Below are 22,163 nucleotides of genomic sequence, written 5' to 3'. Positions count from 1 at the left end.
TTCATGAGTCGCAGAAGAAGAAGTGTCATGTCCGAGGATCTGAAGAATGAGCTCGCGAAAGACCTGGGCTTCTATGATACGGTCCAACAGGAAGGTTGGGGTGGAATCAAAGCCAAGGATGCAGGAAACATGGTGAAAAGAGCCATTCAACTTGCTGAGCAGGCTGCCCGCAAATCTTAATCCGGTTCAAGCAGATTGAAAAGTGGGGAAATCCGTCAGGGACAACCCCGCTTTTTCCCCTTAGATGCGGAATAGAAATGACTTGACAGCCCCATTTTGATATAATATGTTAAGTTGTCTTAGGGAAAAGGTGAGGACGGGTGAACGCCTTGAAAATTTACGAAAAAGCGCCTGCTAAAATTAATTTGATGCTGGACGTTTTACATAAAAGAAGCGATGGATTCCATGAAGTTGAAATGATCATGACCATGGTCGATCTAGCTGATCGGCTGGAAATGTCGGAGCTGCCGCGAGATACCATTTTCATCTCCAGTCAGGCGGGTTATATCCCGCTGGACGAGAAGAATCTGGCTTTCCAGGCAGCCAGACTGATTAAGGAGCGCTATAACGTACGTACGGGCGTCCATATTCATCTGGATAAAAAGATTCCAGTTGCAGCCGGCCTTGCCGGAGGCAGCAGTGATGCAGCAGCAGCTCTGCGTGGATTGAACCGTCTGTGGAGATTGAATATACCGGATCACGAACTGCAGGAGCTTGGAGCTGAACTCGGTTCGGATGTTCCATTCTGTATCACAGGAGGGACTGCACTCGCTACAGGCCGTGGTGAGAAGTTGACTCCCATTCCTAATCCGCCGCAATGTTGGGTAATTCTGGCCAAGCCTCCAATCAATGTGTCTACAGCCGATGTATACGGACGGTTCCGCAGTGACAAGATTGTTCGTCATCCGAGTGCGGCTAAAATGGAACAGGCGATTCGCAACCAATCCTTTACGGAAGTCTGTGACCAGATGGGCAATGTGCTTGAAGATGTAACGTTGAAGCTGTATCCGGAAGTTCAGCATCTGAAGGATGCCATGATTCGGTTGGGCGCAGACGGTGTGTTGATGTCCGGTAGTGGTCCAACGGTATTTGGACTGGTCTCCAAAGAATCCAAGGTTGCCCGGATATACAATGGCCTGCGTGGTTTCTGTAAAGAAGTGTACGCTGTACGTATGTTGACATGAAATTCGCTTTTATAATGTACAAACACGTATAAAGGTGGTATATTTTTAAATAATTATTCGGATTTAGATGTTTCCGTGATCGTGAGGATGGATCTCTGTGAAGAAGTTAAAACGAAGCGCAAGGCTGGTTGAAATGACGCAATACTTATTGTCCAGACCGCATACGGTTATTCCGCTCACCACATTTGCCGAACGTTATGGTGCCGCAAAGTCTTCAATTAGTGAAGATTTGGCGATTATCAAGGAAGTGTTCGAAGAAGGTGGCTCAGGAGAACTGCATACACTGGCTGGAGCAGCCGGGGGAGTAAGGTGGATTCCGAAGGTATCCCGAGAACTGGCACTTGCATTTGCGGAACGGCTCTCGACCCAGCTCGCGCAACCTGATCGGATCTTGCCTGGAGAATACCTGTACATGTCCGACTTGCTTGGTCAGCCCGCATTGATGAATGAAGCCGGCAAGATCTTTGCAACGGCCTTTGGCAATATGAATATTGATGTGGTTATGACGGTAGAAACCAAAGGAATTCCACTGGCTTATGCGACCGGAGCCCAGCTCAACCTGCCTGTCGTGCTCGTACGCAGGGACCATCAGGCTACAGAAGGATCGGCCGTAAGTATCAATTATGTATCCGGGTCCCATAAAAGTCTGCATACCATGTCCCTGTCTCGTAGGGCGATGCGTGAGCATTCCAGAGTACTTATTGTGGATGACTTCATGAAGGCTGGGGGTACGGTGCAAGGAATGATCGATCTTTTGGCCGAGTTTAATGCTACAGTTGCCGGGGTAGGGGTACTGGTGGAATCTGGTTCTGTAGATTCAGAAGAACGGCTGTTAACCGATTACGTATCTCTCGCGAAGCTGACAGCGGTTGATGCCAAGAGCAGACAGATTTCCGTCAAGCCTGGCAACTATTTTGACCTGTAGAAAGATGACGAATGTTATGTCGTTAAAGGGTCTTTTCCATCGACCTGGCACTAACGTTGTCGAATTGTGTATTAAATAAAAAAATTCCTGAAATTAGGAAATTTTTATGGTTATAAAAAGAAGGAGTTCGTATATGCCGTGTGGAATTATACACCAAGTTCTGATGGAAAAAGGTGGTGAACACACACATGCAAATTACGGATGTCAGACTCCGCCGTGTTAACTCGGAGGGGAGAATGAAGGCTATCGCATCCATTACCATCGATAACGAATTCGTCGTTCATGACATTCGTGTCATTGATGGTAACAACGGAATGTTTGTTGCTATGCCGAGCAAGCGTACTCCTGATGGAGAGTTCCGTGATATCGCCCACCCGATCTCTTCCGGTACGCGTGAGAAGATTCAGGCAGCAGTTCTGACTGAATACGATCGTGCTGCAACTGAGGAAGAAGTCATTGAAGAAGGTGCCTGAGAACATTATTGGGGTTCGAAGGAAAAGAGAGCCATGTCTTATGGCTCTCTTTTCTTTTTGATCGGAATAAGATATATTCAGTATTGAGTTTATTAGCAGAGAACAAAAAGCGCATCGTGCGCTTGGTGGCAGGGCGGCATCTTAGGAATCATTGGGATTCGGTTAAGCTCGCAGGTACACGGCGTATACATATAGGTCACATTTCGTTGGTGTCCGCGTTGTTACGTGTGATTACAGAGACAGCAGGCGATGAACAAGACCGGCTTGAAGTCGGCTGAACGATACTCATTGGATATAGATAAGCAATGCATTTCAATGGGTTTTTCAGAACAGGAGGTCGTTAACTTTGAAACGAATGGCAATCGTTCTTGCCGCAGGGCAAGGCAAACGAATGAAGTCAAAATTGTACAAAGTACTGCATCCCGTATGCGGTAAACCTATGGTTGGACATGTGCTGGATGCAGCACTCAGCGCAGGCGTTGAACGCAGTGTGGTAGTTGTCGGCCATGGTGCCGAAGCGGTGCAGTCATTTTTAGGTTCCAAGGCGGAGTATGCACTCCAGGCGGAACAACTGGGCACAGGACATGCAGTACAGCAAGTTAAATCCTTGCTTGGCGGCGAAGCAGGATCCACAATTGTGGTCTGTGGGGATACACCGCTCGTGACTCGTGAGACATTGGAAGGTCTGATGAATCACAATGAGAGTCGCGGGGCGGCAGCTACAGTACTTACGGCTCAGTTGGACAATCCCAAAGGCTACGGCCGAGTAATACGTGGAGAAGATGGTTCCGTACAGCGGATCGTAGAACAAAAGGATTGCAACGAACAGGAAGATGCTGTGAATGAGATTAACACAGGCACATACTGCTTCGATAATGCAAAATTGTTCGCTGCGCTGGATAAAGTAACGAACCAGAATGCTCAGGGAGAATATTATCTCACAGACGTAATCGGCATTTTGCGTAATGATGGAGATGTGGTTGAGGCTTACATGTCGGATGACATCGCGGAATCCATCGGGGTTAACGATCGATTGGCACTTTCGCAAGCAGAAGCCTTCATGCGTGAACGTCTCGCTGTACGTCATATGTTGAACGGTGTTACAATCATTGATCCGTCATCGACATATATCGGAGCGGATGTTACGATTGGAGCAGATACAGTATTGTATCCGGGGACAATTCTCAAAGGCACAACTTCGATCGGCGAAGCATGTCATATTGGTCCTCAGGCAGATGTGGAAGACAGCGTTATTCAGGACGGAGTTACAATCAAACATTCGGTGTTATCCAATGCCGAAGTGGGTTCTGATGCAACGGTTGGTCCATTTGCTAATTTGCGTCCAGGAACTAAACTGGGTCGCAACGTAAAAATTGGTGACTTTGTTGAAGTGAAAAATGCTACAATTGACGAAGGTTCCAAAGTATCTCATCTCAGCTATATTGGGGATGCCAAAGTAGGGAAAAACGTAAATGTTGGATGCGGGGCAATAACTGTCAATTATGATGGTTATAATAAGGCTGTAACGACGATTGAAGATGATGCTTTCGTAGGTAGCAACGTCAATCTGATTGCACCAATTACGGTAGGAAAAGGCGCTTATGTCGTTGCTGGCTCTACCGTTACCCATTCCGTTCCCGAGAATGATCTGGCCATTGCTCGTCCACGTCAGGAGAATAAACCTGGTTATGCGGAGAAGATTCGCGGACGTGCCAAAGCCAAGAAACAAAATGCCAAACCCCAATAAGGGGTTTTGATAACAAGATTGCCTCCCGAAGATCCGGGAGGTGCCGACATGTCGCAGACGCTTTTAGATTCCAATGAACCAGCACGGAGGGTTTTTATTTTATGACTTATTTTGATTCGAAATTAAAAATATTTACTTGCAATTCTAACCCCAAGCTTGCCCATCAAATTGCTGATTATATCGGGATCCCTATGGGGGAATCCCACACGACCAGCTTTAGTGATGGCGAGATTCAAGTGAAACTCTCCGAGAGTGTTCGGGGCTGTCACGTTTACATCGTGCAGTCCACTTGCTTGCCGGTTAATGATAACCTGATGGAAATGCTCGTGATGATTGATGCACTCAAACGGGCATCTGCCAAGACGATTAACGTTGTTATACCTTACTACGGCTATGCAAGACAGGATCGCAAGGCACGTTCGCGTGACCCAATTACAGCGAAACTGGTTGCTAACCTGATTGAAAAAGCGGGTGCAACGCGTGTCATCGCGATGGACTTGCATGCAATGCAGATTCAGGGATTCTTCGACATTCCGGTTGACCATTTGCTCGGCGTGCCGATTCTGGCTCAATATTTCCGGTCGAAACAGATCGAAAATCCGGTTGTTGTGTCGCCTGACCACGGTGGCGTAGTGCGTGCACGTAAACTGGCTGATTTCCTGAATGCACCCCTGGCGATTATCGATAAACGTCGTCCTGAGCCAAATGTGAGCGAAGTGATGAACATTATTGGTAATATCGAGGGCAAAACAGCCATTCTGATCGATGACATTATTGACACGGCGGGAACGATTGTACTGGGAGCGAATGCTCTGATGGAAGGCGGCGTAAAAGAAGTATACGCGTGCTGTACTCACCCGGTATTGTCCGGACCTGCGATGGAACGTTTGGAGAATGCACCATTGAAGGAAGTCATCGTAACGGATACCATTCCAATTACGCATGCTAATCCGACAAGCAAACTCAAAGTGTTGTCTGTAGCGCCTTTGCTCGGAGAAGCCATTATCCGGGTTCATGAGGAATTGTCAATCAGCAAGCTGTTTGAAATTGAATAAGGACGTCTGCATAAAGTAGTAGAGGGGTTACGTTTTCCGGTTCAATGGAAAATGTAACCCCTGTCGGCGTGCCGTTTTATTAAAAGTGAAAATAGACCCTGGTCAATCCATATAAGTTGAACTACTCATTTACAACGCAAGATGTTTCTGCACACGCAATGATCCAGTGTAAAATGGTTCGTTCATCTTAATATGGTTAATACCCGGGGCGGGAGATAAATCGGAAACGCCGCCGATGAAAAAGTGTATCGGCAATTTCGACAAATTGATTATCAAAACGGGTGATGAGTCCAATCTCAATATGGGTGTCGCGGTCGTATACCTGTACAGGTACGTGATATTCGAGATGATAGATAAAATCGCTATGTTGAGTCAGTTGTCCGTTGTCTTCGCGCAAAACCCGCTCACCTTCCTGGGTTGATAAAATATTAACTGTGAATACTACAGTAAATCGTAACTTTACTTTCCTGATATTATATGAAATATAACATTCGAAGTCTATGCCTCACCTCAGGCTAATCCGAAGGAGGGAACAAGATGAAGTGGATTGTCGGACTTGGAAATCCAGGCTCGAACTATGCCAAAACCCGTCATAATATCGGTTTTATGGCACTCGACCGGTTGGCTGATCGTCATAGTATCTCCATTACACAGAGTAAATGTAAGGCGCTGATTGGAGAAGGCCATATTGGCGGTGTGAAAACCGTGCTGATTAAACCAATGACTTATATGAACCTATCTGGTGAATCAGTTCGGGCGTATATGGATTTTTATAAAGTTAGTCTTGAAGATCTGATTGTTGTATACGACGACATGGATACTGAGATTGGCAAAGTCAGATTGCGTTATCAAGGCAGTGCTGGCGGGCATAATGGGATCAAGTCCATCATTCAGCATACCGGTACACAGCAGTTTAACCGGGTACGCATGGGAATATCCCGTCCTGAACCAGGACATGCCATTGTCGATTATGTACTGTCGACATTCATGAAGAAAGAAAAGGAAGCCCTTGATCAGACCATCGAGCAAACATGTGATGCTCTGGAGCATAGCTTGACTCATACGTTTGAACAAACAATGGCGAAGTTTAACGGATAATGTTGTAATACAACCTGGTAAAATGATCAAAAAGACGGGTTCGATTCAGCCATACTGGACATACTGGACGTATAAACCATGTTCAGGAGGCATAAACATGTCAGTGAATTACGTATGTAGGCATTGCCGTACCTTTATCGGACGAATCGATTCTGCCCGGATAACGGAAGCAGAGCTCGGCTTTCATTTCTTGACCCCCGACGAGCGGAGGGATATAATAGCGTATAATTCCGGTGGTGACATTACCGTTCGGATTACATGTGATTACTGTAAGGAAGCCCTGGAGCACAATCCAGAGCTTAGCCTGCTCGCGAGTCCGCTTCAGTAGACATCGCCCGTACAGGATTGAATGACAGTTGAGGGCGGTTGCGTAATAACGCTCCACCTTTTATAGCCTTGGCAGCCTGCTGAGGCTTCTTTTCAGTTGGCATGAAACACACTGCTATCTCCACACCAGGTCCCGCCACATCAACAGATGTGGCAATGTTGCGAGTAATCCTTTATGATGAAACAGGACAAAAAGGAATTTGTATCCATTTTATTAGTGATACTACGCGTATGCGTGAGATAATCAAGTAAGTTATAAGAGAGGTGCCCCTTTTGTTACAAGCACTTATACAGGCTTTTTCCAAAGATCCGGACTTCGGGTCCATTACAGCCGGAATCAAGTCCGGCATGAAGGAACAATTGGTTTCGGGTCTATCCGGCTCAGCGCGTCAGATTATGCTGGCAGCTCTGCATCAGGAAATGAACCGACCATTGCTCGTAGTAACACACAATATGTTTTCAGCTCAAAAAATTGCAGAAGATTTACAGGAAGCGCTTTCACATGATCAGGTGTTAATCTATCCTGCCAACGAACTTGTCGCTGCTGAAGCTGCTGTTTCCAGCCCGGAAACATTGGGTCAGCGTATTGATGTGTTGGTCCGCTGCGCCCAGGGATTCAGGGGCGTTGTTGTTATTCCTTTTTCCGGGGTAAGACGTTATGTTCCGCTTCCGGAAGTGATGGCCAATGCTCGAATTTTAATTAAACAAGGCAACACACTCCAACTGGACTCCTTCCTGCTGGAGATGGTAAAGCTCGGATATGAGCGTGTGGAGCGCGTGGAATCTCGTGGTGAGATGAGTGTACGCGGAGGTATTATCGATTTCTATCCGGTTACTTCATCGATTGCATATCGAGTGGAGTTATTTGATGACGAAATCGATTCCATTCGGACATTTGATCCAGCCGATCAGCGTTCGATTGAACGAATTGAAGAGATTACGGTTTTGCCATGCAAGGAGTTAATTGCAGATCGTGAACGGATGGAACAGGCTGCCGATGCGGCTGCTCTTTTGCTGGAGCAACAGCTGGAGAAAATGACGGACCGGCAGGCGAAGCTGCGCCTTCGTGAAGAAATTCACCGGGAGATCGAGCTTTTGCGGGAGCACGTGTATTTCTCCGAAATGTATAAATATATTTCTCCGCTCTATCCGGAGAACAAAACGATTTACGATTATATGCCAGAAGATACCCTGCTGGTCCTTGATGAGCCTGCCAGACTATCAGAGACATCAAAACAGCTGGACCGTGATGAATCGGAGTGGAACCTGCATTTGATGCAAAACGGAAAAACACTTCCGGATCTTCCATTATCCGCAGACGGTGATGAACTCTTGTATGAGCGTCCATTCCAGACGCTGTTTATGTCGATCTTTTTGCGCCAAGTTCCACACACCCAGCCACAGAACATTCTGAACTTCATCAGTCGTGGCATGCAGGATTTCCATGGACAGATGAACGTACTGAAGGCAGAGATGGAGCGCTGGCATAAGGCCGGAGTTCAAGTGCTCATGCTGGCGAACGGTGAGGAACGACTCGACCGAATGCGCCGGGTATTGATGGACTATGATATTCCAGAGCCAGAGATGATGATCGGTAACTTGCAAACGGGATTTGAAATGCCGTCCATTCATTTGGCTGTCGTGACCGAGGGCGAGATGTTCTCGCAAAAACAGCGTAAAGTACGCAAACCGATTCGGAATGTAGACAACGCGGAACGAATCAAATCCTACAGCGAGTTAAAAGTGGGCGATTATGTCGTTCACCAGAACCACGGGATTGGTAAATACCTTGGGATCGGCACCCTCGAGGTTGGCGGTATTCATAAGGACTACATGCATATTCTCTATGCCGGTGGAGACAAACTGTCTGTACCTATTGAGCAGATCGATCTGATTCAGAAATATGTGGGTTCCGAAGAAAAAGAACCGAAAATATACAAGCTGGGCGGCAATGAGTGGACACGGGTTAAAAATAAAGTCCGCACATCCGTACAGGATATTGCTGATGATCTGATCAAGCTGTATGCAGAGCGTCAGACCTCCAAAGGATTTGGATTCGACAAGGATTCTGCAGAGCAGCAGGAGTTTGAGGACATGTTCCCTTACGATGAGACACGTGATCAGGTGCGTGCGATCGAAGAAATCAAGAAGGACATGGAACAAAACCGTCCAATGGACCGTTTATTGTGTGGGGATGTGGGTTACGGAAAAACCGAGGTGGCTATTCGGGCTGCATTCAAAGCAGCTATTGAAGGCAAACAGGTGGCTGTACTCGTTCCGACAACGATTCTGGCACAGCAGCATTTTGAGACGTTCCGTGAGCGGTTCTCCGGTTATCCGTTCAACATTCATGTGCTTAGCCGGTTCCGCTCCCGTAAAGAGCAGAATGAAACTGCCAAAGGTATCAAAGCAGGCACAGTAGATATTGTCATCGGAACGCATCGATTGCTGTCGCAGGATCTGGTGTTCAAGGATCTGGGACTGCTCATTGTTGATGAAGAACAGCGCTTCGGAGTAACCCATAAGGAGAAACTGAAGAAGCTGAAAACCAATGTGGACGTGCTGACGCTAACGGCAACCCCGATTCCGCGTACGCTTCACATGTCCATGCTGGGTGTGCGTGATCTGTCCGTTATTGAGACTCCGCCAGAGAATCGTTTCCCGGTACAGACCTATGTGGTTGAACACAGCCAGGCGCTTGTTCGTGAAGCCATTGAACGTGAGCTTGCTCGTGGCGGGCAAGTGTATTACCTCTACAACCGTGTTCAGGGAATTCAGGAGATGGCTGCCGAAATTTCTGAACTTGTGCCTGAAGCCAAGGTTGGTGTGGGACATGGTCAGATGTCGGAAACAGAGCTGGAGAAAACGATTCTGGACTTCCTGGATGGTGAATATGACGTGCTTGTGAGCACAAGTATCATCGAGACCGGGGTAGATATTCCAAACGTAAATACACTAATCGTACATGATGCGGATAAAATGGGGCTCTCCCAGCTGTATCAGCTGCGCGGACGTGTGGGTCGTTCCAACCGTATTGCGTATGCCTATTTTACGTACCAACGGGATAAAGTGCTTACAGAAGTTGCTGAGAAGCGTCTGCAATCCATCAAAGAATTTACCGAACTGGGTTCAGGTTTCAAAATTGCCATGCGTGACTTGTCGATCCGTGGTGCAGGAAATCTGCTAGGCGCAGAGCAACATGGATTCATCGCTTCCGTCGGCTTCGATCTGTATTCTCAGATGCTTGCAGAGGAGATCAACAAACGCAAAGTTACGATGCTTGGCGAAGAGCCGGTACCTTCCGACCAGTGGAACACAACGCTGGATCTCAGTATTGATGCCTACTTGCCGTCCGATTATATTTATGACAGTATTCAGAAGATTGAGATATACAAAAAAGTGGCGGTCATTGCATCCTTCGACGATGCGATGGAGTTGGAAGACGAATTGGTTGACCGGTTCGGTGATCTTCCGGAAGCCGTCATTAACTTGCTGGCTGTTGCGCGGATGAAAGTATACGGCAAAATTTACGGTATTGAGTCCATTTCCCAACGTGGTGAGGACATTACCGTGAAGTTTTATGAAGGGCGTGAACATGCCTTTGAACTCTCGAAAATCGCGCACATTGGAAATCAGTTCGAAAGACGTGTACAATTTGAACAAGGACCCCATATGCTGATTCACGCTAAAGGCAAGGGGCTTGGGGATAAGCAACTGATGGAGCTGGTAGAGAAAATTCTGGAGTCCATGAAGACGGCTTTTAAATCAAAGGGGGAACTAAAAGATGTTACCAAAGTATAAAAAAGTAGGAAAAGTACTGTCTGTGAGCATGGTCGCAGTACTATCCTTATCACTGCTTGCTGCATGTGGCAAGAAGGAAGAAGCAAAAACACCTGAATCGACGGATACGAGTGCTGTAGTCGCTACGTATGATGGTGGTACCATTACAGCCAATGAATTCGACATGGAGCAACGTGTCATGAAATTCCTCTATCCGGAGTATGCACAAATGATGGATATGGACGATTTCAAAGAGTATTTGGTGAAACAGGAAGTTGCTTATGAATATCTGAGTGGCAAAGCAAGTGAGGAAGCCAAAACAGCAGGTTCCAAAGCGGCAACCGAGCAATTCGATAAAATGAAAGCTTCTGTACAGGCAGATCAATGGACTGAGATGCTGAAAGCTCAGAACCTGACAGACGATAACATTAAAAACTACATGACTCGCATCATGACAGTTATTAAAGACAAAGAAACAGGCGTTACGGAAGATGCAGTTAAGGCTGAGTTTGAGAAAAACAAAGATCAGTTCACAACAGCTTCTGTTCGCCACGTGTTGATTAACTTCACAGATCCAAAAACGCAAAAAGAGCGTAAAAAAGAAGATGCATTGAAAATTGCAAAAGAAGTAAAAACGAAATTGGATGGCGGAGCTGATTTTGCTAAAATTGCAAAAGAATATTCCGAAGATCCAGGTTCTGCTGAAAAAGGTGGATTGTACGAAGAAACACCTGTAGGCAGCTGGGTAGAGGCATTCAAGGAAGCTGCAAAAACATTGCCACTGAACAAAATCAGTGATCCGGTTGAAACGGAGTATGGTTACCACATCATGAAAGTGGAAGCTCGTACGGAAGCGGACTTCACCAAATTGACAGCTGAGCAAAAAGAAAGTCTGAAGAGCCAATTGGCAGCTGCTGAGATTGATACGTTCATGCAAAATGAATTGGACAAAATCGTAAAAGAAGTTAAATTGCCAAAAACAGAAAAAGCCGAAGAAGGCACGACTGAAGGTACAACTGAGGGTACAACGGGTACAGGAACTGAAGGAGAGAAAACAACCGAACCAAAAACGGATGACTCCAAAGGTACAGATACCAAGACGGACCAAGGTACGACCGGAACAGACAAAGATGCAACTACAGATGAAGGTACAAGCAGTAAGTAATGCTGTGTTAGCACACGTTCAGGGTTAATTCTGCCCGAATATGTCTTGTACTACGTAAATATGGACAACCATACAGAGAAGCAAGGGGAGGACTTAGGACCTCCTTCTTGCTTCTTCTTGTATATATTCAGGCTGTATGGGTACATGGTCGTCTTCTTCGAAAGTTACACAACTATATTCTCCGAAGCATGTATAAGGAAATGGGAACAGATGAATACTATGGTCAAGATATCACACTAAACGTTCTGGGACTTTCCTCTACCCATTAAGGAACAGTAGTTGAAAAATCTTCTCGAGAAAGTGGGGCAACATGTGAAATGAAAGCTACTGGTATTGTCCGCCGTATAGATGACCTTGGTCGTGTGGTCATTCCAAAAGAAATTCGCCGTACGTTACGTATTCGTGAAGGTGATCCATTGGAAATTTTCGTGGATCGTGATGGAGAAGTTATCCTTAAAAAATATTCGCCAATTGGCGAACTTGGTGATTTTGCCAAAGAATATGCAGAATCCCTGTATGAGAGTACGGGTCATGTAACGATGATTTCCGACCGGGATACGATCATCACGGTGGCAGGTGGTTCCAAAAAAGAGTATTTGGACAAGCAGGTAGGTCAACTGTTAGAGGGCTGTATGGAAAACAGAAAGACCATTTTGGAAACAAACAACGGTTCCTATGAGCTTAGCAAAGATCATGACGAGACGTTATCATCATTTGTTATTGCGCCGATTATTTCAGGTGGTGACCCCATCGGAACGGTTATCCTGTTCAATAAGGATGAATCGGTGAAGATGTCTCAGATGGAAGTGAAGATGTCCGAGACAGCTGCTGGTTTCCTTGGCAAGCAAATGGAACAATAGATAGCGAATCAACTCCTGGTGCCCTGACATGGGCATGCGGGAGTTTTTGCATTTTAAGGGGAAGGCATTGATTAAGACAAGTGTCATGATGCAGAGTTAGTCTGTATGCCCTCAGGCAGGTATAATAACAAGGTATGCTTAAAAGGATTATGCAGGAGGGACTTATGAAACAGCCGTCTACAGGCTCAAGGCTGCTACAGGGTGCATTTGTTCTTGGGCTTGCCGCCATTATCTCCAAAATCATTGGTGCTTTTCAAAAGATTCCGTTGCAGAATCTGGGGGGAGACGGTGTTTTTGGCATTTACAATACGGTGTATCCGTTATATATGCTCATTGTTACGCTTGCTGCTGCCGGGCTGCCTCTGGCCGTATCCAAATTCGTAGCAGAGCAGAATGCACTGGGGAGACCGGACGAGAGCAGGAGGATTATCCGGATATCTTCCGTGCTGCTCGGGGGAATAGGACTTGTTATGGCGCTCTTGATGTATGCAGGTGCGCCGCTAATCGCTGACATGATTGGCAATCGACATGTGGTTCCTTCGATTCGTGCAGCTTCATGGGCGTTGTTGTTCGTTCCGGTGATGACGGGACTGCGTGGATATTTCCAGGGGTTACAGCAGATGGTCCCAACAGCGGTATCGCAAGTGGTGGAGCAGACGATACGTGTCACCGTCATGATTGTTCTGCTTGTATGGTTGATGAGACGAGACGCTTCGCTTGAGACGATTGCCGCTGGAGCCATGATGGGCTCCGTTGCTGGCGGAATGGTCGGGCTGTTAACGATGTTAGGGTACATGGTCCGTCATCGGCGGAAACGTAGGGAAGAGGGAACCGGACCATTGGATTTGGGAAGAAGCAGTAACGGAAGAGAGGTTGGATCAGATTCTCATGAGCATCAGGAGAATAGATCGGTTACACCACAGATGGAAACGGTGAGTTCCATTAACCCCGCTCTGGCAGACCAATCTCGATCCAATGCTGAATGGATCAGGATGCTGCTCATGTACGCCATTCCGGTCTGTCTCGGGTCGCTTGCCGTACCACTGATGAATCTGGTGGACACCTTCACCGTGCCACGGCTTCTGCGGGGAGAAGGATTGGATGAACTCCAATCGATGGTTTCCTTCGGCATTTACAACCGCGGATTGCCGCTGGTTCAACTGGTGACGATGCTGGCTACGTCACTGTCTGTGCTGTTTATTCCGGCGATGGCGGAAGCCCGGTTAAAGGGCGGGCCAGAAGCCGTCCGGCAGCAAGCAGGCCTCGCGCTGCGCTGGTTCTGGTTGATCGGCCTGGCGGCATCCGCGGGTCTCGCGGTGCTGGCGGAGCCGATTAACCGCATGCTGTACGGAGATGCCGCAGGCACCGAAGCACTGCGGTACATGGCGCTGACGGCTGCGGGCAGCACCGTCAGCATTATTGCGGCGGCGCTGCTGCAAGGCCTCGGCGCCGTGCGCGCACCCGCGTTCAGCATGCTGGCCGCCGCAGGCGTCAAGGCGCTGCTGAACGTTATGCTTGTGCCGGCGCTGGGCATCAGCGGCGCGGCTCTTGCAGGCGCAGTCGCCTACATGCTGGCGGCTGGCCTGAATGTGGCGCTACTGGCGCGACTTGTCGCCCTGCGCCCTGCCCCTGGCGCCGTCCTGGCGAAGCCGGCGCTGGTGATCGCCGCCATGAGTCTGGCGGCGGTAGGCATGGCCTTGGCCGCCGAAGCGGTACTCGGCGGCATGGGTATCGCGGCTTACCGCAGGCTGGCCGCAATGGGCGTGAGCCTGCTGGGCATTGCCGCAGGCTCGGCCGTGTTCTTGCTGGCGGCGGCTCGGACAGGGCTACTGACCGCAGCGGAGCTGGCGGCTGTGCCCAAGCTGGGGCCTCGCCTGGCCAAGCTGCTGCGCAGACTGCGTGTGCTGCGCTAGCTTCATGCTCACGGTGCTTCTGCATTCAGCACAGCCAATATGCAATTATAGGATATAGAATGATTCTGGTATAATACGTGTAATTAGTCCTGATCAGGCACGCTGAATGAGTGAGCCTGGGCAGGATAGTCCGGATGGAGGTTTACGTAATGAGTGCAGCTTTAACCGTAGTGGGTCTTGGATCAGGAGATGCAGACCAACTGACCGTAGGTATTATCAAAAAAATGAAACATGCAGCTACGCTGTATGTACGTACCCTGGATCATCCTGTATTGAATGATCTGAAGCAAGAGGGGCTGGAGATGACCTCGTTTGATGCGATCTATGAGGCGAAGTCCTCCTTCCCCGAGGTGTATGATGAGATCGCGAACCAATTGATCGAGGCTGCTCGCAAGGGTGAGGCTGGAACGGAGATTGTGTATGCCGTACCCGGTCATCCCATGGTGGCAGAAGCCAGTGTGCGACTGCTCAAAGAACGCTGTCCGCAAATGGGCATTTCACTACGTGTAATGGGTGGAGAAAGCTTTCTGGACGAAGCCTTTATACGGCTTGGATTTGATCCTATTGAAGGCTTTCAACTCCTGGATGCCAGCAGCTTGAATACAGAACTGGTACAACCACAGCTACATACGTTGATCGGACAAGTCTATGATGTGTTCACTGCTTCGGACGTGAAGCTGTGCCTGATGGAAGTTTACCCGGATGACTATCCCGTATTTGTCGGTCATGCACTGGGTGTACAGGGCCAGGAGATCATTCACAAAATTCCGCTACACGAACTGGACCGGATCGAAGGGTACGGCAATCTGTCACTGATCTATGTACCGAAGAACACCGATGATGCCCTGCGTCGCCGATCCTTCGCACGTTTGCATGAGATCGTGAATATTCTTCGCAGCCCGGGTGGCTGTCCATGGGATCAGGAGCAGACGCATCAGTCCATTCGCAAAAACCTGATTGAAGAGACCTATGAAGTCATTGAGACAATCGATGAGGATGACCCTGATCATATGAAAGAAGAGCTGGGTGACCTGCTGCTGCAGATTTTATTGCATTCCCAGATGGAAGAAGAAGTGGGCGCATTTAATGTCTATGATGTCATCGAAGGGTTGAATGATAAGCTAATCTTCCGTCATCCCCATGTTTTTGGAGAACATCAGGCAGAAGATGCGAATGAAGCTCTTCAGAACTGGGAACAGATGAAAGCAGAGGAGAAGAAGCGCAAAGGTCAGGACCAGCAGAAGGTTTCCGTGCTGGATGGTATACCGCGTGACTTGCCTGCACTGATGAAGGGATACAAGCTACAGAAGAAAGCAGCCAAAGTTGGCTTTGACTGGGATGATGTTGACGGTGTGTTTGCCAAGATCGAGGAAGAACTCGCAGAGTTGAAAGAAGCGGTGCAACAAGGCCAGTCTGCGGAAGAACGGAAGCTCGAACTGGGTGATTTATTATTCGCAGCCGCGAACGTTGCAAGATTCATCGATACGGACCCGGAAGAGGCACTTGCTGCGACGAACCGCAAATTCATTGGGCGTTTCCAATATATTGAGGAGCGTCTTCATGAACAGGGAAGAACACCAGCAGATAGCAATGTGGAAGAGATGGAGCAATTCTGGCAGGAAGCGAAGAAGGCAGGATTATAACGGGTTCAATTTTCTGGAAAATACCTATTAGCCTTATTCCATCATGCTATGCAGTATGTTATGATAATACGAACATGTGTTCAACTGTAATGACTGGATTGATGTTTAGTCATGGATAGTTTCGGGTACTGGTCTTAGACTGTTCCCTGCCGACCATCGACAAAAAAGCTAAAAAAGTCGCGGACCAAGGCAGGATTTCAGATGCCAAGCCAGAATACATGTGTAGTGACCTAACGCGAATCAGCGGCAATCAATGTATTGTCAGGGATTCGCAGATACTTTTTTTTCAATTTGGGAGGCTTTTAAAAATGAACAAAACAGATCTGATTAACAACATTTCAACCAAAAGTGGTTTGACTAAAAAAGACGTTGAGTCCGTATTGAACGGCTTTTTGGGAGAAATTACAGATGCACTTGCCAGCGGAGACAAAGTACAATTGATCGGCTTTGGCACTTTTGAGACCCGCAAACGTTCCGGTCGTACCGGACGTAACCCACAAACAGGGAATGAAATCGTGATTCCTGAGTCCACTGTTCCTGCATTCAAAGCAGGCAACAAACTTAAAGAAGCCGTAAAATAATGCGTCTTGATAAATTCCTGAAGGTCTCCCGGCTAATCAAACGCCGCACTGTGGCCAAGGACGTCTCTGAACAGGGACGTGTTCTGGTGAACGGACGTGAAGCAAAGCCCAGCGCCAATGTCAAAGTGGGCGATGAGCTGACGGTTCAGTTCGGTCAGAAACTGGTCACCGTGAAGGTGGAACGAATTGCCGAGAGTACCAAGAAGGATGAGGCGAGCAGCCTCTACACCTTGGTGAAGGAAGAGCCGATCGCCAAGGATAACGGGATGAACTGGTAACAGTACATCTGGTATGAATATGCATTCAATGCAAGTTGAATCGAAACGTCCTCCTGTCACAGGGAAGGGCGTTTTTGTTTTTACTGGAAGACGGGTTATTTGTTCAACAACGCTGGTTCTATTCCGACCTCCACATCCATAAGCTAGGTGTAAGAAGGAGGGGTACATGCCATGGTTGAGCACGGTAAGGCCAAACAGCATCATCTGAGCATGCAGAATCGGAAACTGCTGGATCTGACGGGTGTCTCCAACGTGGAGAGCTTCGACAGTGAGGAATTTTTGCTGCAGACTGAACTTGGGCATCTGACCATCCGAGGGCACAATTTACATATCAAAAACCTGAGCCTGGAGGAAGGTCTCTTATCCATTGAAGGCACAGTTAGCTCTCTGCAATATCTGGACCCCGGTTCCCAGAACAAGAATAGTAAAGGCCTGTTCGGCAAGATGTTCCGATGAGTCCGGATACTCAATGGATCACATTGATGTGGATGCTTACTTCGGGGGTCGTGATGGGAATGGCCTACGACAGTTACCGGGTACTGTCCGGACAGCTGCGGTTTCCGAGATGGAGTATTCACACGCTCGATCTGTTGTATTGGGTTGCTTCCGCGCTGTTCGTTTTTCGGATGCTATACGCCGGAAACCACGGACAGTTGCGGTTTTATGTCTTTTTGGGGCTGATTATAGGGGTTTGTTTCTATTTTTGGCTTTTAAGTGTTACAACCCAGCGTTTTGTGGTAATGTTAATTAAACTCGCAAGAACGCTGATTCATTGGTGTGGACATATCCTTAACATCCTGATCGTTATGCCGGCTAAAGGAATTTATAAGTTAATTCGCGTATTATTCGGTTTTGTAATTGCGATACTATTATTCCTGGGCAGGCTGGTACTGCAATGTTTGGTACCTTTCGGCAAGTTGTTCCGCTGGATGTTTAGGCCGCTCCTGAAATATTGGGTAACGCCACGCTTCATGATCCGTGTGGGTACAAGAATTGCAGCGATATGGAAACGCTGGTTTTAAGGAGGTCCGTAATGGGTAAAACACCTGTGGGCAGATCAAAGGCTCCAACTAACCAAGGAAAATCTGCCGGTGCAAAAAGGCGCCTCATGCTTTGGATGACGTTTATGATTGTATTTGTAATATGGGCAGGATATACATTCCTTGTGCAGAATGCACAAATTTCGGACAAGAGTTCTCAGCTGGCTACTCAGCAAGCTTCAAAGGCAGATACATTGAAGAAGCTGGAACAGTTGAAGTACGAAGTCAGCCGGTTGAATGACCCTGAATACATAGGACAGCTGGCACGGAAAAAAGGATATTATCTTCCTGAGGAAACGCCAATCCAGGTTGAAGAGTCAGGGAACTGATGGAATTCGGTCCATTACCGAGCTAGGTTTGTTATCCGTGTGTCTGAAGCCGTTAAACCGGAAAAAATAGGCTCTCTGATGGGGTAGTGTTCAGTTGACCTTGGTTTACGGCATAAGGTATAATTACATTAGCGCAGCATTGATTTTGGCATTCAAAAAATCGGGTTGTATATTTTTAAGGGAGGATCATTTTATTCTATGGCAATTGAAGTGGGCACCAAGTTAGAGGGCAAGGTGACAGGAATCACGCATTTTGGAGCATTTGTGGATCTGTCAGGAGGTGTCACGGGTCTCGTTCACATCTCGGAAATCGCCGACAATTACGTCAAAGATGTCAACGACCACCTGAAGCTGAATGACCTCGTTACAGTGAAGGTTATCAACGTTGACAAGGATGGCAAGATCGGACTTTCCATTAAGCAAGCTGTTGACAAACCGGTTGAGCAACAAACACAATCCAGACCCCCGAGAGCTCCTAGACCGGAACGCAGTGGAGGAGATCGCGAACGATTCAGCGGCGGAGGTCCAAGTGGTGGCCAAGGTCGTGGTGGCGGCGGCGGTGGATTTAACCGTGGTGACCGCGGAGGCCGTTCTTTCAAGCCCGCAGCAGGCAAACCTTCATTTGAGGATAAAATGTCACGCTTCCTGAAAGATAGTGAAGAGCGGATCTCTTCGCTTAAGAAGAACACAGAAGGCAAACGTGGAGGCCGCGGAGCCAAGCGTGTGTAATCTGTCACAACCTGATCTAAACATATAAGTAAAACCGTTAGCCCTTGGGCTAACGGTTTTTTTGCATTTCTTTCACAGATGACTTTCACAGATAAGAGCGGAATAGCTTTTTTTGTAAAGTGAATCTCCATATCCCCAGTTTTTCTGCACGACAAAATGGAACCATAAGAACATTTGTCGTCTACCATTTTTTACCGACAGGTTTCCGTGGCATTCCACAGCTATCCTGCTCAAATGATGGCGAGACCAAAGCATCGCCAGTTCAAAATCAGACATTGCCTTTGTCGGAATGAAGTAAGGGAAGGACAGAAACCACAATAAGGCCGGGGTTTTGCTCCACCGCGCCAGGTTCGTTTCTTTTGTCGTAAACTTTTTGGACCCTACCCACCTATTCTGACAAACTACGTCTTCTATTCTATCTATAATCAGAACCATCGAGAACGAAACACGAAAATTCAAATTAATCGAATGGGGTGCCTTGAGGATGATGGAAAAGTGGAATGTCATTCAATTTCCGGGAATGAAAGCAGGTAAAGGTGGTACGGAAGCTCGGGAGGAGTTGTCTGTACGTCTGAAACATTGGCTTGGCTCCCGCAAGGCTGTCCAAATGGTGGCTTCCCGCAAATGGGTACTGCTGCTTACGTTTATGGGATTTCTACTCGGAAAGGCGATGATCCTGAATGAGTTATCTCCCTTTGCCATTGCGTACTTCGCCGTAATTACTTTCATGCGCAGGGATTACATCATTCCGGTAGGCGCCGCTCTACTCGCAGGTAGTCTCTTTGCACCGTTTCCCGTACCACTCATTGTTGCATCAGAGATCGCCATCTTTTATCTGCTCTTCCGCGGTCTGGAGTCATATGATCGTGCTGAATTATCTTATGCGCCGACGATGGTGTTTACCACTACATTTATGGTCAAATTATTCGCGGTTGTGATCGGGCCATCCTTCAGCTGGTACGCTATGCTGATGCTCACGATGGATTCGGTACTAAGCTTTGTGCTTACCCTTGTTTTCATACAAGCCATACCGATCTTCACCTACCGCAAAAAAAAGTTCAGCCTAAAGAACGAAGAGATCCTCTGCCTGATTATATTGCTCGCTTCCGTTATGACGGGAGCCGTGGGGTGGACCATTCAATCCTTATCCGTCGAGCATATGCTCTCCCGTTATCTCATATTAATCTTTGCGCTGGTGGGCGGAGCCCCCCTCGGAGCCTCAGTTGGGGTCATTACCGGCTTGATTCTGAGTCTGGCTGACATGTCAGCGGTGTATCAGATGAGCCTGCTTGCTTTTGCCGGGATGCTGGCAGGGATGCTTCGAGAGGGTAAACGTGCGGGGGTTGCACTGGGCATGCTGCTGGGTTCGTCCATTCTATCCATCTACTTGGGTGGGCCAGGTGATGTGATGAATTCATTATGGGAGACATGTGCGGCTATCGTTCTGTTTATGTTGACACCTAAGAGCTTGATGACGGCGATATCGAAATATGTACCAGGTACGCAGGACCATACCAAATCCCAGCATGAGTATGCCAAGCGGATTAGGGATATCACAGCAGAACGGGTCACTCGCTTCTCGCAGGTATTCCGTCAATTGTCACGCAGCTTTGATCAGATGTCCGGTGCGGGCGAGCCAGTACAGAAAGAAGGTGGAATGGATCATTTCATGAATGCGGTTGCCGAGGGCACATGTGCAAGCTGCTTCAAGCGTACGCAATGTTGGGATGCCAAGTTTATTCAGACCTATAAATACATGACCGATGTGATGAGTACCATTGAAGGGAACCCGGAGATTTCAGGTAAGCAAATTCCAGTCGAATGGAACAGGGTGTGTTCCAAGCCGGAAGAGGTACTTGAAGTCATGCGTGCCCAATACGGGCTGCATCAGCATAACATGCAGTGGAAACGCCAGATTATTGATAGCCGGCAGCTAGTTGCAGAGCAATTGTCCGGTGTATCTCAGGTCATGGAGGACCTGGCCAAAGAAATTCAGCGGGAAAGTGAGGAGATGGTGCAACAGGAGGAACAGATTCGGGATGCACTGGAGTCACTGGGCCTGTCCATTCACTCGATTGAGATCATCAATCTGGAAGCGGGCAATGTGGAAATTGAGATAGTACATGCATATACACGGGGATTCGACGAGTGCCGGAAAATGATCGCTCCGCTGATCTCGGATGTACTGGACGAACATATCGCCGTCTTGCATGAGACGATGACCGACCCTCGTCAGGGACTGGCGACTGTTACGTTTGGTTCAGCCAAAACGTTCGAGGTAACCACCGGTGTTGCTGCTGCTGCCAAAGGGGGAGATGTGATGTCAGGCGACAGCTTTAGCACGGTTGAGTTAGGAAACGGTACATTCGCGGTTGCGCTCAGTGATGGAATGGGCAATGGGGAACGGGCTCGCATGGAGAGCAGCGCGGCGCTGAACATACTGGAGCAGTTGCTACAGTCAGGCATGGACGAGAAACTGGCGATCAAATCCGTGAACTCCGTTCTGATGCTGCGCTCCCCTGAAGAGATGTATGCCACAGTCGATATGGCGCTGATTGATGAATATACGGCAGAGACAACGTTTATGAAAATCGGTTCAACGCCAAGCTTTATCAAACGTGGACAGGAGGTTATTCAAGTTTCAGCCAGCAATTTGCCAATCGGTATTATTAAAGATATTGAAGTGGATTTGGTGACGGTACAGCTACAACCAGGTGATATCCTCATTATGATGACGGATGGCATCTATGATGCACCGGGGTATGCTGTGAACAAAGAGCTATGGATGAAACGACTCATTCAAGAGATTGATACAGACGATCCACAAGATTTGGCCGATTGCCTGCTTGAAAGTGTCATAAGATATCAGCAGCATGAAATTCTGGATGATATGACCGTCGTTGTTGGAAAAGTAGAGCATTTCCGTCCTGAATGGGCCACACTGCGTGTGCCCGGCATTAATCGGATGGAGCGACCACGAACCGTCAGCTAATTGCATATTCTTCTGTTTGAAGTCTCTTCAATCTGGCAATGCTA

The 22,163-nt window shown here is 47.9% G+C and carries 22 protein-coding genes; 21 read left to right on the top strand and 1 reads right to left on the bottom strand.

Annotated features, from left to right (window positions below; genetic code table 11):
- The first annotated feature begins 3 nt into the window (after window positions 1-3).
- From ACX9NY_RS23500 to ACX9NY_RS23470, 7 genes are all read left to right on the top strand, one after another.
- On the top strand, window positions 4-180 hold the full coding sequence (locus tag ACX9NY_RS23500; RefSeq protein ID WP_017691375.1) for a small, acid-soluble spore protein, alpha/beta type: 177 nt from the start codon (window positions 4-6) through the stop codon (window positions 178-180).
- Between the two features lie 149 nt (window positions 181-329).
- The gene (gene ispE, locus ACX9NY_RS23495) at window positions 330-1,184 is read left to right on the top strand and encodes a 4-(cytidine 5'-diphospho)-2-C-methyl-D-erythritol kinase (protein ID WP_026081373.1); all 855 of its coding nucleotides are present in this window, start codon (window positions 330-332) and stop codon (window positions 1,182-1,184) included.
- Between the two features lie 97 nt (window positions 1,185-1,281).
- Window positions 1,282-2,109: a pur operon repressor gene (gene purR, locus ACX9NY_RS23490; protein ID WP_017691373.1), complete on the top strand. Its 828-nt coding sequence runs from the start codon at window positions 1,282-1,284 to the stop codon at window positions 2,107-2,109.
- 188 nt (window positions 2,110-2,297) lie between these two features.
- On the top strand, window positions 2,298-2,582 hold the full coding sequence (spoVG, locus tag ACX9NY_RS23485; protein ID WP_017691372.1) for a septation regulator SpoVG: 285 nt from the start codon (window positions 2,298-2,300) through the stop codon (window positions 2,580-2,582).
- Window positions 2,583-2,665: 83 nt separating this feature from the next.
- Window positions 2,666-2,860: a hypothetical protein gene (locus ACX9NY_RS23480; protein WP_472475353.1), complete on the top strand. Its 195-nt coding sequence runs from the start codon at window positions 2,666-2,668 to the stop codon at window positions 2,858-2,860.
- Window positions 2,861-2,937: 77 nt separating this feature from the next.
- On the top strand, window positions 2,938-4,329 hold the full coding sequence (glmU, locus tag ACX9NY_RS23475; protein ID WP_445252664.1) for a bifunctional UDP-N-acetylglucosamine diphosphorylase/glucosamine-1-phosphate N-acetyltransferase GlmU: 1,392 nt from the start codon (window positions 2,938-2,940) through the stop codon (window positions 4,327-4,329).
- Window positions 4,330-4,430: 101 nt separating this feature from the next.
- Window positions 4,431-5,384: a ribose-phosphate diphosphokinase gene (locus tag ACX9NY_RS23470; protein WP_017691370.1), complete on the top strand. Its 954-nt coding sequence runs from the start codon at window positions 4,431-4,433 to the stop codon at window positions 5,382-5,384.
- Between the two features lie 196 nt (window positions 5,385-5,580).
- Here the strand turns inward: ACX9NY_RS23470 and ACX9NY_RS23465 are convergent, their stop codons facing one another.
- The gene (locus tag ACX9NY_RS23465) at window positions 5,581-5,781 is read right to left on the bottom strand and encodes a hypothetical protein (RefSeq protein ID WP_024633712.1); all 201 of its coding nucleotides are present in this window, start codon (window positions 5,779-5,781) and stop codon (window positions 5,581-5,583) included.
- A 140-nt stretch (window positions 5,782-5,921) separates the two neighbouring features.
- On the opposite strand from ACX9NY_RS23465, the gene pth reads away from it, so the two are divergent.
- The 14 genes from pth (at window position 5,922) to spoIIE (ending at window position 22,119) form a co-directional block, all read left to right on the top strand.
- Entirely contained in the window at window positions 5,922-6,482 is a 561-nt protein-coding gene (gene pth / locus ACX9NY_RS23460; protein ID WP_253428882.1) for an aminoacyl-tRNA hydrolase, read from the top strand.
- Window positions 6,483-6,579: 97 nt separating this feature from the next.
- Complete coding sequence (locus ACX9NY_RS23455; protein WP_253428884.1) at window positions 6,580-6,810, top strand: anti-sigma-F factor Fin family protein; 231 nt, start codon at window positions 6,580-6,582, stop codon at window positions 6,808-6,810.
- A 272-nt stretch (window positions 6,811-7,082) separates the two neighbouring features.
- Window positions 7,083-10,610, top strand: coding sequence for a transcription-repair coupling factor (gene mfd, locus ACX9NY_RS23450; protein ID WP_472475350.1), 3,528 nt, complete (start codon window positions 7,083-7,085; stop codon window positions 10,608-10,610).
- Entirely contained in the window at window positions 10,594-11,754 is a 1,161-nt protein-coding gene (locus ACX9NY_RS23445; protein ID WP_253428888.1) for a peptidylprolyl isomerase, read from the top strand. Before mfd ends, ACX9NY_RS23445 begins: the two co-directional genes overlap by 17 nt.
- Before the next feature lie 317 nt (window positions 11,755-12,071).
- Window positions 12,072-12,614 carry a stage V sporulation protein T gene (spoVT, locus tag ACX9NY_RS23440; protein WP_036606123.1) on the top strand — a complete coding sequence of 181 codons (543 nt, stop codon included), beginning with the start codon at window positions 12,072-12,074 and terminating at the stop codon, window positions 12,612-12,614.
- 164 nt (window positions 12,615-12,778) lie between these two features.
- Complete coding sequence (locus tag ACX9NY_RS23435; RefSeq protein WP_472475348.1) at window positions 12,779-14,527, top strand: putative polysaccharide biosynthesis protein; 1,749 nt, start codon at window positions 12,779-12,781, stop codon at window positions 14,525-14,527.
- 149 nt (window positions 14,528-14,676) lie between these two features.
- Window positions 14,677-16,170 carry a bifunctional methyltransferase/pyrophosphohydrolase YabN gene (gene yabN / locus ACX9NY_RS23430; protein ID WP_472475345.1) on the top strand — a complete coding sequence of 498 codons (1,494 nt, stop codon included), beginning with the start codon at window positions 14,677-14,679 and terminating at the stop codon, window positions 16,168-16,170.
- A 308-nt stretch (window positions 16,171-16,478) separates the two neighbouring features.
- Window positions 16,479-16,751, top strand: a complete 273-nt coding sequence (locus ACX9NY_RS23425) for an HU family DNA-binding protein (RefSeq protein ID WP_017691362.1) — start codon at window positions 16,479-16,481, stop codon at window positions 16,749-16,751.
- Window positions 16,751-17,029 (top strand): RNA-binding S4 domain-containing protein, encoded by a 279-nt coding sequence (locus ACX9NY_RS23420; RefSeq protein WP_124118808.1) that lies wholly within the window; start codon window positions 16,751-16,753, stop codon window positions 17,027-17,029. The genes ACX9NY_RS23425 and ACX9NY_RS23420 overlap by 1 nt, the downstream gene beginning before the upstream one ends.
- A 171-nt stretch (window positions 17,030-17,200) precedes the next feature.
- Window positions 17,201-17,485, top strand: coding sequence for a sporulation protein YabP (gene yabP / locus ACX9NY_RS23415; protein ID WP_105602444.1), 285 nt, complete (start codon window positions 17,201-17,203; stop codon window positions 17,483-17,485).
- A complete protein-coding gene (gene yabQ, locus ACX9NY_RS23410) occupies window positions 17,482-18,051 on the top strand; it encodes a spore cortex biosynthesis protein YabQ (protein ID WP_105602442.1) in 570 nt (189 codons plus the stop codon). Before yabP ends, yabQ begins: the two co-directional genes overlap by 4 nt.
- 11 nt (window positions 18,052-18,062) lie before the next feature.
- Window positions 18,063-18,398 (top strand): FtsB family cell division protein, encoded by a 336-nt coding sequence (locus ACX9NY_RS23405; RefSeq protein ID WP_339238935.1) that lies wholly within the window; start codon window positions 18,063-18,065, stop codon window positions 18,396-18,398.
- Between the two features lie 198 nt (window positions 18,399-18,596).
- Complete coding sequence (locus ACX9NY_RS23400) at window positions 18,597-19,127, top strand: S1 domain-containing RNA-binding protein (protein ID WP_017691357.1); 531 nt, start codon at window positions 18,597-18,599, stop codon at window positions 19,125-19,127.
- 484 nt (window positions 19,128-19,611) lie between these two features.
- Entirely contained in the window at window positions 19,612-22,119 is a 2,508-nt protein-coding gene (gene spoIIE, locus ACX9NY_RS23395; RefSeq protein WP_472475339.1) for a stage II sporulation protein E, read from the top strand.
- The last annotated feature ends 44 nt before the right edge of the window (window positions 22,120-22,163 follow it).

This window comes from Paenibacillus sp. CB74 (assembly GCF_055687625.1).
This window is presented reverse-complemented; position numbering and strand designations above follow the sequence as displayed.

Excerpts from the sequence above, each read along its gene's own strand:
- spoVG (WP_017691372.1), top strand. The coding sequence starts at position 2,298 with ATGCAAATTACGGATGTCAGACTCCGCCGTGTTAACTCGGAGGGGAGA.
- yabN (WP_472475345.1), top strand. The coding sequence starts at position 14,677 with ATGAGTGCAGCTTTAACCGTAGTGGGTCTTGGATCAGGAGATGCAGAC.
- spoVT (WP_036606123.1), top strand. The coding sequence starts at position 12,072 with ATGAAAGCTACTGGTATTGTCCGCCGTATAGATGACCTTGGTCGTGTG.
- ACX9NY_RS23420 (WP_124118808.1), top strand. The coding sequence starts at position 16,751 with ATGCGTCTTGATAAATTCCTGAAGGTCTCCCGGCTAATCAAACGCCGC.
- ACX9NY_RS23500 (WP_017691375.1), top strand. The coding sequence starts at position 4 with ATGAGTCGCAGAAGAAGAAGTGTCATGTCCGAGGATCTGAAGAATGAG.
- glmU (WP_445252664.1), top strand. The coding sequence starts at position 2,938 with ATGGCAATCGTTCTTGCCGCAGGGCAAGGCAAACGAATGAAGTCAAAA.
- ACX9NY_RS23470 (WP_017691370.1), top strand. The coding sequence starts at position 4,431 with ATGACTTATTTTGATTCGAAATTAAAAATATTTACTTGCAATTCTAAC.
- ACX9NY_RS23455 (WP_253428884.1), top strand. The coding sequence starts at position 6,580 with ATGTCAGTGAATTACGTATGTAGGCATTGCCGTACCTTTATCGGACGA.
- ACX9NY_RS23405 (WP_339238935.1), top strand. The coding sequence starts at position 18,063 with ATGGGTAAAACACCTGTGGGCAGATCAAAGGCTCCAACTAACCAAGGA.
- ACX9NY_RS23445 (WP_253428888.1), top strand. The coding sequence starts at position 10,594 with ATGTTACCAAAGTATAAAAAAGTAGGAAAAGTACTGTCTGTGAGCATG.
- ACX9NY_RS23425 (WP_017691362.1), top strand. The coding sequence starts at position 16,479 with ATGAACAAAACAGATCTGATTAACAACATTTCAACCAAAAGTGGTTTG.
- yabP (WP_105602444.1), top strand. The coding sequence starts at position 17,201 with ATGGTTGAGCACGGTAAGGCCAAACAGCATCATCTGAGCATGCAGAAT.
- spoIIE (WP_472475339.1), top strand. The coding sequence starts at position 19,612 with ATGATGGAAAAGTGGAATGTCATTCAATTTCCGGGAATGAAAGCAGGT.
- ACX9NY_RS23435 (WP_472475348.1), top strand. The coding sequence starts at position 12,779 with ATGAAACAGCCGTCTACAGGCTCAAGGCTGCTACAGGGTGCATTTGTT.
- yabQ (WP_105602442.1), top strand. The coding sequence starts at position 17,482 with ATGAGTCCGGATACTCAATGGATCACATTGATGTGGATGCTTACTTCG.
- pth (WP_253428882.1), top strand. The coding sequence starts at position 5,922 with ATGAAGTGGATTGTCGGACTTGGAAATCCAGGCTCGAACTATGCCAAA.
- ACX9NY_RS23400 (WP_017691357.1), top strand. The coding sequence starts at position 18,597 with ATGGCAATTGAAGTGGGCACCAAGTTAGAGGGCAAGGTGACAGGAATC.